Below are 14,339 nucleotides of genomic sequence, written 5' to 3'. Positions count from 1 at the left end.
GCTGTAGCAGCGGGGCCTGCATGGTTCGAGACGGCGCTGTCGCGCCTCCTCACCATGAGGGGTTTTAGAGCTTCGCGCGTTGCGCGATCCCGTCCTTGATCGACGCGAGCTCGGCTTCGTCCCAGACACCGATCAGGATCCCGCCCTTCACCTGGAGCTGGTTGTCGGCATAGTTCGCGATCTTCTCGCGCGGCGTGGTGATGTGGTCGTTGGGATGCAGCGCCCAGTCGAACAGCTCGGCCTGAAGGCGAGCGATGATGCCGGCACACTCCGGATCGTCGCCGCGATCCAGAAACTCGTCCGGATCGGCTTCGAGATCGTACAGCATCGGACGGAAGCCGGAGGCGTGGATGTATTTCCAGCGGCCGTCGAACACCATGAACAGGCGGCAGCGCTCGATCGGCTGGTTCAGCTTCAGCCGCACATCCTGCATGGCGTAGTCGTATTCGGAGAACGCGACCGTGCGCCAGTCGGACGGCCTCTCGCCGCGCAGCAGCGGCAGCAGCGAGCGCCCTTCGAGGATGTGGCCCGGCACCTTGCCGCCGAAATAATCGACGAAGGTCGGCGCGAGATCGATGCCTTCCACGAGCGCGTCGCTGCGGGTGCCACGCATGGCGTCGGCTTCCTTCGACGGATCGATGATGATCAACGGAATCTTCGCCGACTGTTCGTGGAACAGATCCTTCTCGCCCATCCAGTGATCGCCGAGATAGTCGCCATGATCGGACGTGAACACGATCATGGTGGTGTCCAGCAGGCCGCGCGCCTCCAAAAACTTCATCAGCACGCCCATCTGGTCGTCGATCTGGGTGATCAGGCCCATATAGGTCGGGATCACCTTCTCGCGAGCCTCGTCGCGCGCCATGTTGCGGGAGTAGCGCATGTCCATGTAGGCGCCGAACACCGGATGCGGATTCTGGCGTTCGCGCTCGGAGCGGATCGCCGGGATCATGTCATCGGTCGAATACATGCTCGCATAGGGCTCGGGCGCGATATAGGGCCAGTGCGGCTTGATGTAGGACAGGTGCAGGCACCACGGCCTGCCGTCGGTCTCGGCCTCGCTGATGAAGTCCATCGCGCGCCGCGTCATGTAGGGCGTTTCGGAATGCTCGTCCGGCACGCGCGCGGCCTTGTCGGCATGCACCAGCAGCCAGCCGTTCTGCAGGGAGCCGTCGTCCGCTGCGCCTGAATTCGCCCAATGCTCCCAGGGATTGGGCGCCTCGAATCCCTGGCTGCGCAGGTACTCATCGTATTTCGGGCGCGGCCGTCCCGTCGGATGCAGGCCGTCGTCACGCTCATAAGGCTCGAACCCGCATTCGGCGACGTGCACGCCGATCATCGATTCCGGCGGAATGCCAAGCGCCTTCATGCCCTCGAGATCGGGCGCCATGTGGGTCTTGCCGACCAGCACGTTGCGCACGCCGATCTTTTTGAGGTGGTCGCCGAGCGTGGGCTCGCCGACGCGCAGCGGCCAGCCGTTCCAGTGCGAGCCGTGCGAGCGCATGTAGCGCCCGGTGTAGAACGACATCCGCGACGGGCCGCAGATCGGCGACTGCACATACGCCTTGCTGAAGAGCACGCCACGCTTGGCCATGGCGTCGATGTTGGGCGTTTTCAGCGTGGGATGGCCGGTGCAGCCGAGATAGTCGTAGCGAAGCTGGTCGCACATGATCCAGAGAACGTTCTTCGCGCGCGCCATGCTTCGCCCCTGCCGTTTCTTGATCTTTTAATGCTGCGCTATCGCGCCAGCGAAGACAAGCGGGCCGCTTGAGCGCGTCGGATTACGCCGACCACGGCTCCGCTTCGGCCGCGCTCTTCGCCTTGGCCGATACCGGGGCCTCGCCGATCACTTCGACAAGCGCGCGCAACGCTTCCTTCACGCCGTCGCCGGTGATGCCGGAGAGCAGCAGCGGTGTCTTCTTGGCGGCGCGTTTCAGCCGGTCCTTCTGCTTCTTCAACTCGTCCGGCTCGACCGCGTCGATCTTGTTCAGCGCGACGATCTCGATCTTGTCGGTGAGCAGGCCGCCATAGGCATTGAGCTCGTTGCGAACCGTCTTGTAGGCCTTGCCGGCATGCTCGCAGGTCGCATCGACGAGATGCAGCAGCACGCGGCAGCGCTCGACATGGCCGAGGAAGCGGTCGCCGAGGCCGGCGCCTTCATGCGCGCCTTCGATCAGACCGGGAATGTCCGCCAGCACGAATTCGCGGCCGTCGGAATTCACGACGCCGAGTTGCGGATGCAGCGTGGTGAAGGGATAGTCGGCGATCTTCGGCTTCGCCGCGCTGACCTTGGAAAGGAAGGTCGATTTGCCGGCATTGGGCAGGCCGACCAGTCCGGCATCCGCGATCAGTTTCAGTCGCAGCCAGATCCAGCGCTCCTCGCCGGGCTGGCCGGGATTGGCGTTGCGTGGTGCGCGGTTGGTCGAGGACTTGAAATGCGCGTTGCCGAAGCCGCCATTGCCGCCCTCGGCCAGCACGAACTTCTCGCCGACATCAGTGAAGTCGTGGATCAGGGTCTCGCGGTCCTCGTCGAAGATCTGCGTGCCCACGGGGACCTTCAGCACGATCGCCTTGCCGTTTGCGCCATGACGGTCCGAGCCCGAGCCGTTCTCGCCCTTCTGGGCCTTGAAATGCTGCTGGTAGCGGTAGTCGATCAGCGTGTTGAGGCCGTCGGCGACCTCGAGGACCACGTTGCCGCCGCGGCCGCCATTGCCGCCGGAAGGACCGCCGAATTCGATGAACTTCTCGCGGCGGAACGCCACGCAGCCGTTCCCGCCGTCACCGGAGCGGATATAGACCTTTGCTTCGTCGAGGAATTTCATGGGCCATAGGTAGGGCAGGCGGTCCCGCGCGGCAACCCGGACTTATCCCTGAATCGGCCGAAATCCTGCGAATTTGGCCCCGTGCTTAACCCGCAGGCCGTCTCCGGATCAGGAATTTCTGCATCCCCTCCAGCACCAGCTCCTTGCGCTGGTTGAATACGGTGCTTTTGAGCGTCACCGCGCCGGTCGTGCGACCTGGCACCAGCTCCGTGACCTCGAGCGCGGGATAGATGGTGTCGTCGGCGAACACCGGTTTGAGGAACCGGCTCGATTGCTCGAGGAAGCCGACCAGGGAGTCCTCGACCATGAACGGAAACAGGCCCGCGCCGGGCGCCGTGTGGATCAAGGTCTGGAAGCCGTGGGCGAGCAGATGCGGCATGCCGCGGCTGCGGCAATATTCCACGTCGTAATGCACGGGATGGGTGTCGCCGCTCGCGGTCTGGAAGGCGGCGAACACCGCCGAGGTCTGGGTGCGGCTCGGCAGCACGAAGCGCTCGCCGACCACGAAATCCTCAAACCAGCGTTGCGCGGGGATCATGCGATGCCGCGTCGGGTCGAATTCGGTCATGTCCATGCTCTCTGGTTCGGGAGGCGTCTATCGCTATCGCGCCGCGAATAGTGCGACAATCCGTTCAATCAGCAGATGCGGGCTTGTCCGGCGCGCCCACGTGATTAAAACGGCGCCAATGCCCTTCTTCAAGAATCTCTCCGCCTATGACGACCGCTCCGCACGCCTTGCCGGCATTGCGCTGATGGTGCTGTCGATCTTCATGTTCTCGTTCGGCGACGCCATGGGCAAGTTCCTCGTCGGGACCTATTCAGTGGGGCAGCTCTTGTTCCTGCGCGCCTGCGCCGCGCTGCTGCTGCTGTCGCCGCTGGTCTGGCGGCAGCGCCACCAGTTCCTGCATCTGGAGCGGCCGCGCCTGCAGCTGTTTCGCGTCGTGCTGTCGACGCTGGAAGTGGCCGCTTTCTTCCTCGCGACGGTCTATCTGCCGCTCGCCGACGTCATCACCTATTATCTCGCGGGCCCCATCTTCGTCACCGCGATGTCGGCGATCTTTCTGGGCGAGAAGGTCGGCTGGCGGCGCTGGACGGCGATCCTGATCGGCTTCTGCGGCGTGCTGATCGCGTTGCGGCCGTCGGCCCAGACGGTCAGCCTGCCGGCGCTGATCGCGCTCGGCGGCAGTCTGTCGTTTGCGACCCTGATGCTGATCACGCGCAGCCTGCGCAAGACGCCCGATATCGTGATGGCGTCGTCGCAATTCATCGGCACGTTCTCGCTGGGTGCCGTGCTGTCGGCATTCCACTGGGTGCCGCCGACACCGGGCAGCCTCGCGATCTTCGCGCTGGCGGGGTGCGTCTCGGTGACGGCGCTGTTCTGCGTCAACCGCTCGCTCAAGCTGGCACCGGCGAGCGTCGTGGTGCCATATCAATATTCGATGATCGTCTGGGCCGTGATCTTCGGCTTCGTCGTGTTCGGCGACGTGCCGTCGATTGCCACCATCATCGGCGCCGCCATCATCATCGGCGCTGGGTTCTACATCTACTTGCGCGAACGCGATCTCGGCCGCCCGAGCAACGAGGTGAATCCGCCAGCGTAGCTGCAGCCACACCGTCGTCCCGGGGCGCGCGAAGCGCGAGCCCGGGACCCATACCCACAGGACGTCGTTTTGCGATAACTGGGAGTGGGAGCTTTGTCCCACACTTCTCCCTGGGGTTATGGGTCCCGGGCTCGCGACTTTGTCGCGCCGCGGGACGACAGCAGTGTATGTGGCCGCGCGCCCTACCGCATCCGTCGCGCACTGCTCCAGTTCTTCAGCGACGACCACACGCCGCGTGACAGGCGGAAGCAATCGACCGGCGTGGACGAGCCCAGCGCGAGGAAGCGATGCAGCTGGACGCCGCTCCACTGGAAGCCGCACTTCTCCAGCACGTTGCGCGAGGCCGGATTGGTGACGCGCGCACCCGCATAGAGATGATCGTCCTCGAACTCCTCGAAGAAGAAATCGATCGCGCCGCGCGCGGCCTCGGTGGCAAAGCCCTGGCCCCAATGCTCGACGCCGAGCCAGTAGCCGAGCTCGGCATTGTCGGGCGTGGAGCGGTCGATGCCGACCATGCCGACCGGCCCGGTGTCGTGCTCGATCAGGAACACGGTCTCGCTGCCGAGCGCGGCGGTGGCGCGGACGAATTCGACGGCGTCGTCCTGCGAATAGGGGTGTGGAAGGCGACGGGTGTTTTCCGCGACACGGCGGTCGTTGGCGAGGTGGGCGATGGTCCTGACGTCGGCGAGAGTCGGGCGCCGCAACGTCAGCCGCTCGGTGGCGACGACGCTCGGTCTCGCCTCCCGCAAGGTCACGCTCGAGAAATCCTGCAACATGTCCGGCTCCGTCAAAGTCACTAAGTGAAAAGTGAGCAAGTCAAACGAAAGGGGAGGCCGGTTTCCCTGCCTCCCCTGGAGCCGTCTTGTGGACTCCGCCGGTTCGGTCAAGGACCCGGCGGACTCCAAATTTGGTCCACCGTCTATTCAGCCGCCTCGGCGATCGGGAGTACCGATACGAATGTGCGGCCGTTGGCTTTGGCTTGGAACGTGACGCGACCCTCGATCTTGGCGAACAGAGTGTGGTCCGTGCCCATGCCGACATTAAGGCCGGGATGCCAGGTGGTGCCGCGCTGACGCGCAATGATGTTGCCGGGAATCACGACTTCGCCGCCGAACGCCTTGATGCCGAGGCGCTTGCCCTTCGAATCGCGACCGTTGCGCGATGATCCGCCTGCTTTTTTGTGAGCCATGGCTCGTCTCCAAAATCCTGCGTATTTCTAGATCAATTCCTTGACGGAATCATTTCACAATTTCTCACGCATCAATTCGTGATTGCGCGTGATCAAATTATGCGGCGGCTTCTTCGGTGGTCGCTTCCTTGGCGACCTTCTCCCGCTTCGGACGCGGGCCCTTGGTGGGCTTGGCGCCGTCTGTCAGGATCTCGGAGATACGGAGGACCGTGATCTCGTCGCGATAGCCGCGCTTGCGGCGCGAATTCTTGCGGCGGCGCTTCTTGAACGCGATGACCTTCGGCCCGCGCTTGTGGTCGAGCACCTCGACCGCAACGGACGCGCCTGCGACCGTCGGGACGCCCAGGACCGGCGTGTCACCGCCGAGCACCAGCACTTCATTCAGCTGTATGATCGAGCCGACTTCGCCTTCGATCTTGCCTACTTCGAGAACATCATCCGGCACGACGCGGTATTGCTTGCCGCCGGTTTTGATGACTGCGAACATCGTTTTTTCTCCGTGTTCAAATCCCGGCCTCGCGACGAGAATCGTCCGGGCCGGCTTTTTGTCAGTCGCTATGGGTTTATGCGCGTTTTGTGCGGGCGGGAGTTATCCCTTTGAAAACCCACGCAAAAACAAACAGCGCGAGAAACGCCCCGCGCCGGTTGCGGGACTTATAGCCGCCGGACGCGGAGAGTCAAGGAAAAGCGCCGAAAACCGAAGAGTTTAGGGCAATTCACCCGCAATCCAGGAGGTTACAGGGCCTGCGCATGGAGGATCTCGTGGCTCTCCCATCGGTCCCATTGGCTCATGCCCGCCCCCAGGGTGCGCTCGGCCATCAGCCGGCACGACAAGGACCCGGTCTGGTGATTGACGTCGATGCGGTTGATGGACAGGAAGATCCTCCCATCATTGGTCGGGACCTTTCCGACGGAACTTCCGCATCCCAAAACCGCGATCGGAGGTGGTCCCGGTATCGACGCAACGCGAGGGATATGCTTGTGCCCGTGAAGCACGGCGGCAAATCGACGCTGGCGGACGAAGTCCACGAAATCGGTGGCGTCCTCAAGCTGGTCGGTCTTCTCGAAAAATCGTCCCAGTATCCGCTCGTAGAACGGCCTTGCATACCAGGCGGGATTATCGACCGGGAGCGGATGATGATGGAGTACGCCAACCAGCGTGTGATCCCGCCAATCGCGCTTGTGGTCGATTTCGTTGCCAACGTCGGCAAATTGCTCCGGCCCAATCTTGCCCGCGGCCAGACGGCCGCCGGCCACTGAATTGAAGCAGACCAGACCAAGAGGCCGATCATCGAACCATCGCACGCGATTTGTCGGGAGCTTGATCGCGTTTCTCAGGTTTTCGCTCAGATAGCCATCTGTTCGGACGTCGTGGTTGCCCAAAACGAGGATCGGTGGTTCCTCCGTGAGGTTTTGCGCTGTGTCGAGGAACTGTCGCGCCGAATTGTAGTACTCGTCTTTGGGATCGTCGATCAGATCGCCGCTGATGACCAAAACGACCTTTTGCCCATTCGGTATCTCGTGGATTTGATTCCGCAACAGTTGTTGCAGGCGGGGCAAGCTCGTCGCTGCCTCGGTGCTTCCGATGTGAAGGTCGCTGATATGCAGCAGCGTCGTGGTTGATGCTGCAGTAGCTCTGGCCTCTGGAAATCTCCTGAAATATTCGGCCTCGAATGTCTTTAATCCGCGAAACCTGGAAATCTTGAGGTTGGACAACGCCCATCCCGCGCATTCGCGGACAGCAGCCGGCGTCTTGCCTGCAAAGGGCAGAAACACGGAATCCTTGTTGGGTCTCCAGAACAGCAGCCCGGGCCACCGCGTCATTGCGTTCAACGCAGTCTGAAATGGGGGGAAGACGTCCAGCAGCGCTTGCGGGTGATCGTCGAGATCCCGGGGCTGCATGATCAGGCCGTCGTCTTGCCACTTCACCTCATGGACGAGATCGTGAAGAAATTCTCGAGAGGCCAGAAAACGATCCAGCTCCACATTCTTCATCGATGGCACGATCATGCTGATCCAGGGATAGTGCGAAAGCAGTTGCTGCAGCGACTCGAGGAGTTGAAGGGGAATCTCCTGCCCGTAGGGAATCCGGCTCAATTGCTCACGTGCCGCCTCAGCGACCCGGCGCACCTTGTCCTCGTTGCCGCGAGAGGAGACAAAACGCTCCGGCAATTGGCTTAGGAACATTTCCAGCGATTCGTGCTCATCAGGCGCGGCACGCCGGGGAATGTGTCCGCCAGGCTGAAGCAGATGGGCCAACCAGTTGACGGTGGCCAGGTCGAAGGCGATTCCCATTCGATCCACCTCCCCCGCAATCTGAGGGTGAACAATATACCATGTATCCCCGGACGTGGCCAGAACTGTGCCATGGGCAACGCAACCAAACGGGTTCCCGTTTGTTGTCCCACTGGATTTTCGCGATCGGGCAGGGCTTTCATGGCAACGGACGAACTGGTCAAGACGACGACGGGCATCGCCGCCCACGGCGCGGCGCGGCTGCCGTCGGTGGATATCGACAGCTTCAACATCGAGATGAAGGACGAGGACGGTTTCCTCGGCGACCGCGCCAGCAAGGGCGCGTTTCGCGACATCCTCGAGCGCTGGCGCAAGCCGCTGCGCAAGTCCGGCGAGGACCCGTTCGGCAAGGAGCCATCGGATGAGATCAGCAAGAAGACGCTGGACGCCATCCTGATCGGCGATGACACCGAGGCCTGGGCCGTGGTGCATAGCGCCATCGAGGACTTTGCCCAGGAGCTCGCTTACGTCACCCGTCGCTTCCTCAAGAGCAAGGCCTGGGCCAAGACCGAGCGCATCGTCGTCGGCGGCGGCTTCCGCGATTCACGGCTCGGGGAGCTTGCGATCGCGCGCACCGGGATCATCCTCAAGGCCGAGGATTTCAAGATCGACATGGTGCCGATCCGCGCCCATCCCGATGAAGCCGGATTGATCGGCGCGTTGCATCTGGCGCCGTCCTGGATCTTCGAGGCCCATGACAGCATCCTCGCCGTCGACATCGGCGGCACCAACATCCGCTGCGGCCTGGTGGAGACCGGCTGGAAGAAGGCCAAGGACCTCTCGAAGGCCAAGGTCGTGAAATCCGAGCTGTGGCGTCATGCCGATGACGAGCCGACCCGCGAGGGTGCGGTGAAGCGGCTCATCAAGATGCTGAAGGGGCTGATCACCGAGGCTGAGAAAGACGGCTTCAAGCTCGCGCCCTTCATCGGCATCGCCTGTCCCGGCGTGATCAACGAGGACGGCTCGATCGAGAAGGGCGCCCAAAACCTGCCGGGCAATTGGGAGAGCAGCAAGTTCAACCTGCCGGCGAGCCTGATCGAGGGCATCCCCGAGATCGGCGAGCACGACACCGCGATCCTGATGCACAATGACGGCGTGGTTCAGGGCCTCTCCGAGGTGCCGTTCATGCAGGATGTCGATCGCTGGGGCGTGCTCACCATCGGCACCGGGCTCGGCAATGCGCGCTTCACCAACCGCCGCAAGGAGAACGGCAACGGAAAAGACCGGGATTCTACTGAGAACGGCAAGAAAAAGAGTAAGGCGGACAAGGAGTAACCTTGACTGGTTAGGTTAAGGACCGGATTGCGTTGCGGCGCACAGGACACTCGCTAGGGTCGAATCGTCGCCTCACCCTGGCCGGCGAAGCCGCCCTTCCCAGCCAGTATTTCAATGAGCGGCACGGGACCGCCAGTGTTTACCGCGTCTGGCGGTCCCACCCCTGTCTTCAGCTCCAGCCGATCCGCTGAAAAAACGCCGCGATCTCCGCGGCCGCGCGATCCGGATCTTCCCGATGCGGGAAGTGGCCGACGCCCGGAAACATCGCAAGATCGAGATCGCCAAACGTCTCGCCGAGACGATCGGTCCAGGCATAGGGAAACAGCGGATCGTGCTCGGCCCAGCGCACGCGGGTCGGCACGTTGATCGGTGCCAGCTGCGGGGCTTCGCCCTTCATCATCGCAACCCGTCCGGCATGCGAGGCGCGATAATGCGCAAAGCCGCCGGCGAGGTTGCCTTCTCTGAAGAAATTGTCGGCGAAAGCGTCGAGAACATCGTCGAAGGCGCTCTTCCGATGCGCCCAACCCTTGAGGAAGTGACCGATATAGAGCCGGCAGCTCTCGCGGCTCGCGCCGACGAGCCGCTCGGCTATCTCCATCTGATGGAAAGACTGATACCAGATGTGGTTGAGTCGATCAGGCGCCGCCATGCGCGGCCCGATGCCGGGATAGACGAAGTCGAAGAAAAACAGCCCCGCGAGCCGCTCGGGCGCCTGCCGGGCCAAAGGCTGCATCACGGCGCCGCCGACATCGTGGCCGACCACGGCGAATCGCTCGATGCCGAGCCCGTCCATCAGCGCCAGCATGTCCGCCGTCCGGCCCAAAAGGCCCGTCCGGCTTGTCGCTGTCGCCGAAGCCGCGCAGATCGGGCGCGATCAGCATGAACCGGTCCGAAAGCCTTGATATCACCGGCTCCCAGGTCAGCCAGAATTCCGGCCAACCATGCAGCAAAAGCAGCGGTTTGCCTCGCCCAGCGCGGACCAGGTGGAAATCGGCGCCATTGGCGTTGATCGTCAGATGCTCCACGGCAGTTCCTCCCGGCGATGAGAGCGCTTTCGAGCGAAGTAGACCCGGTTCGCGTCAATAAAACGCGTCAAAACAAGAAGCTGGAGCCCCGTTCGGATTCATCGGACCGGAGACGGCTCCGGGGTGGGGGCTGAAAGAGGCAGCGGATTTTCCCCTTTCGCGCCTTGTCTGGCCCGCCATCCTCGCCTATTAACGCCCCCAACCACAGGGGCCCTGCTCCTTACTTGGCGCCTTCAGGAGAGGTGGCAGAGTGGTTGAATGCACCGCACTCGAAATGCGGCATAGGTGCAAGCCTATCGGGGGTTCGAATCCCTCCCTCTCCGCCATAATAAAACGGCTTCGAGAAAGCCCCGTAAAACAAGGTCTTACTGCAAATCAGAAGCTCTGGTGTAGCCCCAGGGTGTAGCCCCCGAGGTGACCCCAATTTTACATAGATTGTCGCTAATCGAAAGCTATTTCGCGTGCGTAAGCGCGGGGCTTCACTGGTAGGATTGGCTCCTTCCTGTCGCCGGCGACGAGTCCCACTCTTTCCGAAAAGTCCCGGTGGTACACAGGAGTGGTCACCGTGAGACTTGTCGTGATCGGTCCTTGGAAGAATCCGCGTTCGAAGGTCTACTGGTTTCGACGCCGCGTTCCGGCGAAGTATCGCAGGTTCGGAATGCCCGCCGAGATCAAGTTCAGTCTTGGCACCACCGACCTGGAAGAGGCCAAGATCCTTTGCCAGGAGGAGAACCTGAAGCTGGAGCGGGAGTGGCGCGTGATGGCCGGCCAGCAGCCGACGCAGCTCACGCACCTCGCGTTCGAGGTCTGCCAAAAAGGCGGCTAAGACCAGAAAGCGAGTGCTGTCGGTTGCTGTTCGTTCCCGGGACAAGCTCCTGTCCGGACCGACCGGCGGTCAGAGCGCAACCACGACGCTGCAGCGCACGCCGGCCACGTTGTATTGGAGCTTCATGCTTCCGCCGAGGTCGCGTGAAAGCAGGACCTCCAGCAATCGAGTGCCGAATCCCTGCTGGGTTGGAGGGGTCACGGGCGGCCCGCCGTTTTCTTTCCAGTCGATGCGAAGCTTTCCATCCCGGACCGACCACGCCAAATTCACCGACCCGCCCGAGCACGACAGAGCGCCGTACTTCGTCGCGTTCGTGGCGAGCTCATGTAGCGCCAGCGACAGAGCAAGTGTGTGCCTCGATGAAAGCTCGACGGATTCTCCGGAAACCTGTACTTGGGTGGGCGTAAAGGCCTCAAGGGCGCGCGCGACGACATCGGTCATGTTGGCGCCCTTCCAGGAACGGGACGTCAGAAGGTCGTGAGCTCGCGCCATCGAATGGATGCGCCGCTCCACGGCCTCCCTCGCCGAGGGAAGATCGCGCGCCGTCCGCAGGGTCTGCGTGGTGATCGCCTGGACCGTCGCCAAAGTGTTTTTGACGCGGTGGTTCAGTTCGTCCAGAAGAAGCCGCTGCTGTTCCTCTGCCTGTTTCCTCTGCGTCAGATCCCTGCTTGCGCCGGCGATTGCCGTCGGCTTTCGGTCGGAGCCTTCGCCTTCGAATTCGACAAGACCCCACGCACTCAGCCATCGCCAGCTTCCGTCGAACTGCTTGACCCGATACTCGACGTCGTAGCGGCCATCGCTCTCAAGATCGAGCGCCTTCGCGACCCGCGCCCACATGAGCTCTAGATCGTCGGGATGAAATTTGGATTTCACTCCCTCGTCGTCATGGAGAAAACGCGCTTCGGTCAGCCCGTAGAGGCGCTGCGCGTTCTCGTCGTAGACGCAGATGTTGTCGGCAAGCGTATAGCGCCATGTTCCCATGTCGGAGGCCGTCATCGCCAAGTCGAAGACGCGCTTCTGCCGCGCCAGCTCGTCCCGCAGACGCTGAACTTCAGGAGCTTGTGGTACAGCTCTCAACCCATCGACGAGGATGGCCGCCCCGTTCGCACCGTGCTGCCGTAGGGCCCGTGGCAAGCTTGGCACCGTCAAGTCATGACGTTCCATCACCTCCAGTTGCGCGCCGTTTCGAAGTTCTTCCGTGCAGTAGCTGCAAAGGCAGATCATGCGCCGCCCGCGCACGGCGCTCTGCACAAGCGTCTCATAGTTCAGAAAGTCGGCCCATTGCTCTCGCGCCCACGCGCAATTGCCGTTAGTTCTCAGGCCGTCATAGCCGAGCGCGAGCGCATCCTGTTCGCGCTGCAGGAGGCCGTTGACGAGTTCTTGGGGCTCTATCTTCTGTCCGGCCGCGTACCACTCGTCGCCATCGACGATTTCGATTTGGCCGGCACGCTCCCGACCGTCGAGGTCCGGCACCGCGGCACGCAGGGACGAGCGGGCCCGCTCCGCGTCGAAGGCCTCGCCGGTTACCCAAAGGCACCGCTCGTTGTTCTCGAGACCGGCCTTGAAATAGGGAATGAGAAGATCGTGCAGCTCGTCGCCCGATGCGAAAAAATGCGCCAGATGACTGCCCCATTGAAGCTGGGGGGCGGTGGGCAAGCCGGATGGGGACCAGGACTCCATGTGACATGCCTACGGCAGTGAAGTGGGGAACTCAATAACGGCTCTTAGTCGCATACCTCGGCTGCATTGGCAGTCGCCGGCAAGGAGCGCCAGCCGCTACACGGCCAGGCGCTCCGACCGACCCTGATGTTCGTCCAACAGACGCTGTTCTCGCTCGATCTTGGCGTAATAGTGCGCGCTTGCTTTCACTCGTCGAGCGGCGAGAAATAGCCGGCAGTAGTCGATGATCTTCTCGCTGCCGCGGATGAGCACGTCGCGAAGATCGCTCATGGCTCTGCCGCCAGGCTGGCGGCCGCCTGGCTTCCCTGGGAATGCGAAAACGCGATTGGAAAAGTCTCGGCAGTGAGCGCGGCCAGCGAGCTCAGCTCTTCGGCCAGACGTCGTTCGATGAACTGGCGCTCCAACTCGGAAAGATTGGTTAGGAGCAACCGACGATAGCGGTGGATGTTGTTGCGGTGGGCGCGAATGCGGGCGAGATCAGCGTCGAGCATCATCGTCACTCCAGACGTAAGAATTTCCTTCCATGTCCGAGAGCAGGAATGCTTCCCGCTCGAAAAGTATTCCGCCAGCGGGTCGTGTCAAGCTCGTTTGAGGCGAAGGCGTTCTGGACTTCGACGAAGACCGCCACGCCGTTCGACCAAGACGCCGCCGGCCAAATGCGTCCTTGCCGGCGAGCGCCTGGTCTTCCACTCGTCGACCTGCCGTCGCAGGTTGCGGGCGCGGCTCCGCTCGAACTGGTCGCCCGTCGATTGCCTGCATCGTCCCCTTCCTAGGCCGCTATGCGATCAACCGGTCGCGGACGCATGGGCTTGCCGCCAGGCGGATTTCTCGGTCCTTCGACAAGCGCACAGAGCGCTTCGAGGATCTCGTCGATAGTCACTGGAGCCTTCAGGCCCTCGGGCGCCCGCAGAGCGGGGCATGACGCGATCGCCGAAGCGCCCGATGCCCAAGAGGCCAGGATCGCGCGTTTCTCGGACAGGCTGAGGGCAGGATGGGAGACCACGTCCCGCGGATGTTCGAAGACCGTGCCGGGATGGATGATGGCGTTGAGATCGACAACGTTGTCATAAAAGGCGGTCGTCGGCCGCATGGCTTGCTCCATTCCAAGACGAATTGAAGGGGCGCCGCGCGGGAAGGTCCGCGCGGCTTGGTCGCTGTCTTCAGGAAGGCCTCAGGCCGCCTTAGATTCGATCTGCGTGACGTTGCTGGGCACGGCACCGTTGATCGCGATGCGCCGCGGCTTCATCGCCTCGGGGATCTCCCGCTGCAGGTCGATGACCAGCAAGCCGTTCTCGAAGCTGGCGCCCTTGACCTCGACGTGGTCGGCGAGGGTGAACTGGCGCTTGAAGTTGCGAGCCGAGATGCCGCGATGCATGAAGGTCTTGCCTTCCTTCTCGCTCTTGTGGCCTTCGAGCGTCAGGACGTTCTGCTCAACCGTCAGCGCAACCTCCCCCGGAGTGAAGCCGGCGAGCGCCACCGAGATCTGGAAGCGGTTCTCGTCGAGCCGCTCGATTTGTAGGAGGGATAGGTCTCCTCGCCCGCGCGCTGGGCCGCTTCGGCAAGGTCGAAAAGACGGTCGAAGCCGATGGCTGACCGGAAAAGGGGCGAAAAATCAACAGTGCGCAT

General features: G+C 62.6%; 14 protein-coding genes, 1 tRNA gene and 2 pseudogenes. 4 read left to right on the top strand and 13 right to left on the bottom strand.

Going from position 1 to position 14,339, the window contains the following annotated elements; translation table 11 throughout:
• Positions 1–64: 64 nt before the first annotated feature.
• From AB4Z51_RS34745 to AB4Z51_RS34735, 3 genes are all read right to left on the bottom strand, one after another.
• Positions 65–1,699, bottom strand: coding sequence for an alkaline phosphatase family protein (locus tag AB4Z51_RS34745; RefSeq protein WP_354079804.1), 1,635 nt, complete (start codon positions 1,697–1,699; stop codon positions 65–67).
• A gap of 82 nt (positions 1,700–1,781) precedes the next feature.
• The gene (gene obgE, locus AB4Z51_RS34740) at positions 1,782–2,822 is read right to left on the bottom strand and encodes a GTPase ObgE (protein ID WP_085399699.1); all 1,041 of its coding nucleotides are present in this window, start codon (positions 2,820–2,822) and stop codon (positions 1,782–1,784) included.
• 85 nt (positions 2,823–2,907) lie between these two features.
• A complete protein-coding gene (locus tag AB4Z51_RS34735) occupies positions 2,908–3,390 on the bottom strand; it encodes a MaoC family dehydratase (RefSeq protein WP_085399717.1) in 483 nt (160 codons plus the stop codon).
• 118 nt (positions 3,391–3,508) lie between these two features.
• Between AB4Z51_RS34735 and AB4Z51_RS34730 the strand changes: the two genes are divergently transcribed.
• Positions 3,509–4,423 (top strand): DMT family transporter, encoded by a 915-nt coding sequence (locus AB4Z51_RS34730; protein ID WP_041960617.1) that lies wholly within the window; start codon positions 3,509–3,511, stop codon positions 4,421–4,423.
• A 182-nt stretch (positions 4,424–4,605) separates the two neighbouring features.
• Here AB4Z51_RS34730 and AB4Z51_RS34725 read toward each other — a convergent pair whose 3' ends face one another.
• The 4 genes from AB4Z51_RS34725 to AB4Z51_RS34710 form a co-directional block, all read right to left on the bottom strand.
• Positions 4,606–5,199 carry a GNAT family N-acetyltransferase gene (locus AB4Z51_RS34725; RefSeq protein ID WP_028149983.1) on the bottom strand — a complete coding sequence of 198 codons (594 nt, stop codon included), beginning with the start codon at positions 5,197–5,199 and terminating at the stop codon, positions 4,606–4,608.
• Between the two features lie 143 nt (positions 5,200–5,342).
• Positions 5,343–5,612, bottom strand: coding sequence for a 50S ribosomal protein L27 (gene rpmA / locus AB4Z51_RS34720; protein WP_011083253.1), 270 nt, complete (start codon positions 5,610–5,612; stop codon positions 5,343–5,345).
• A gap of 97 nt (positions 5,613–5,709) precedes the next feature.
• Positions 5,710–6,099, bottom strand: a complete 390-nt coding sequence (gene rplU / locus AB4Z51_RS34715; RefSeq protein ID WP_063980440.1) for a 50S ribosomal protein L21 — start codon at positions 6,097–6,099, stop codon at positions 5,710–5,712.
• A 248-nt stretch (positions 6,100–6,347) separates the two neighbouring features.
• On the bottom strand, positions 6,348–7,907 hold the full coding sequence (locus AB4Z51_RS34710; RefSeq protein ID WP_354079799.1) for a metallophosphoesterase family protein: 1,560 nt from the start codon (positions 7,905–7,907) through the stop codon (positions 6,348–6,350).
• A gap of 141 nt (positions 7,908–8,048) precedes the next feature.
• Between AB4Z51_RS34710 and AB4Z51_RS34705 the strand changes: the two genes are divergently transcribed.
• The gene (locus AB4Z51_RS34705; protein ID WP_135215815.1) at positions 8,049–9,182 is read left to right on the top strand and encodes an ROK family protein; all 1,134 of its coding nucleotides are present in this window, start codon (positions 8,049–8,051) and stop codon (positions 9,180–9,182) included.
• A 169-nt stretch (positions 9,183–9,351) separates the two neighbouring features.
• Here the strand turns inward: AB4Z51_RS34705 and AB4Z51_RS34700 are convergent.
• Positions 9,352–10,207: pseudogene (locus AB4Z51_RS34700) on the bottom strand (alpha/beta fold hydrolase).
• Positions 10,208–10,443: 236 nt separating this feature from the next.
• Here AB4Z51_RS34700 and AB4Z51_RS34695 point away from each other — a divergent pair.
• Together AB4Z51_RS34695 and AB4Z51_RS34690 are read left to right on the top strand one after the other, a co-directional pair.
• Positions 10,444–10,533 (top strand) — tRNA-Ser (locus tag AB4Z51_RS34695).
• 230 nt (positions 10,534–10,763) lie between these two features.
• Positions 10,764–11,033, top strand: coding sequence for a DUF6538 domain-containing protein (locus AB4Z51_RS34690; protein WP_441498916.1), 270 nt, complete (start codon positions 10,764–10,766; stop codon positions 11,031–11,033).
• A gap of 69 nt (positions 11,034–11,102) precedes the next feature.
• On the opposite strand, the gene AB4Z51_RS34685 is transcribed toward AB4Z51_RS34690, so the two are convergent.
• The 5 genes and pseudogenes from AB4Z51_RS34685 to AB4Z51_RS34665 form a co-directional block, all read right to left on the bottom strand.
• Positions 11,103–12,713, bottom strand: a complete 1,611-nt coding sequence (locus AB4Z51_RS34685; protein WP_441498915.1) for a sensor histidine kinase — start codon at positions 12,711–12,713, stop codon at positions 11,103–11,105.
• 96 nt (positions 12,714–12,809) lie between these two features.
• Complete coding sequence (locus tag AB4Z51_RS34680; RefSeq protein ID WP_441498914.1) at positions 12,810–12,983, bottom strand: hypothetical protein; 174 nt, start codon at positions 12,981–12,983, stop codon at positions 12,810–12,812.
• Entirely contained in the window at positions 12,980–13,207 is a 228-nt protein-coding gene (locus AB4Z51_RS34675; RefSeq protein ID WP_441498913.1) for a hypothetical protein, read from the bottom strand. Before AB4Z51_RS34675 ends, AB4Z51_RS34680 begins: the two co-directional genes overlap by 4 nt.
• A 275-nt stretch (positions 13,208–13,482) precedes the next feature.
• Positions 13,483–13,803 (bottom strand): hypothetical protein, encoded by a 321-nt coding sequence (locus tag AB4Z51_RS34670; protein ID WP_441498912.1) that lies wholly within the window; start codon positions 13,801–13,803, stop codon positions 13,483–13,485.
• A gap of 81 nt (positions 13,804–13,884) precedes the next feature.
• A pseudogene (locus AB4Z51_RS34665) lies at positions 13,885–14,339 on the bottom strand (Hsp20 family protein).

The sequence above is a fragment of the Bradyrhizobium sp. 2TAF36 genome (genome assembly GCF_052114925.1).
In the GTDB taxonomy this organism is placed as follows: domain Bacteria; phylum Pseudomonadota; class Alphaproteobacteria; order Rhizobiales; family Xanthobacteraceae; genus Bradyrhizobium; species Bradyrhizobium barranii.
This window is presented reverse-complemented; position numbering and strand designations above follow the sequence as displayed.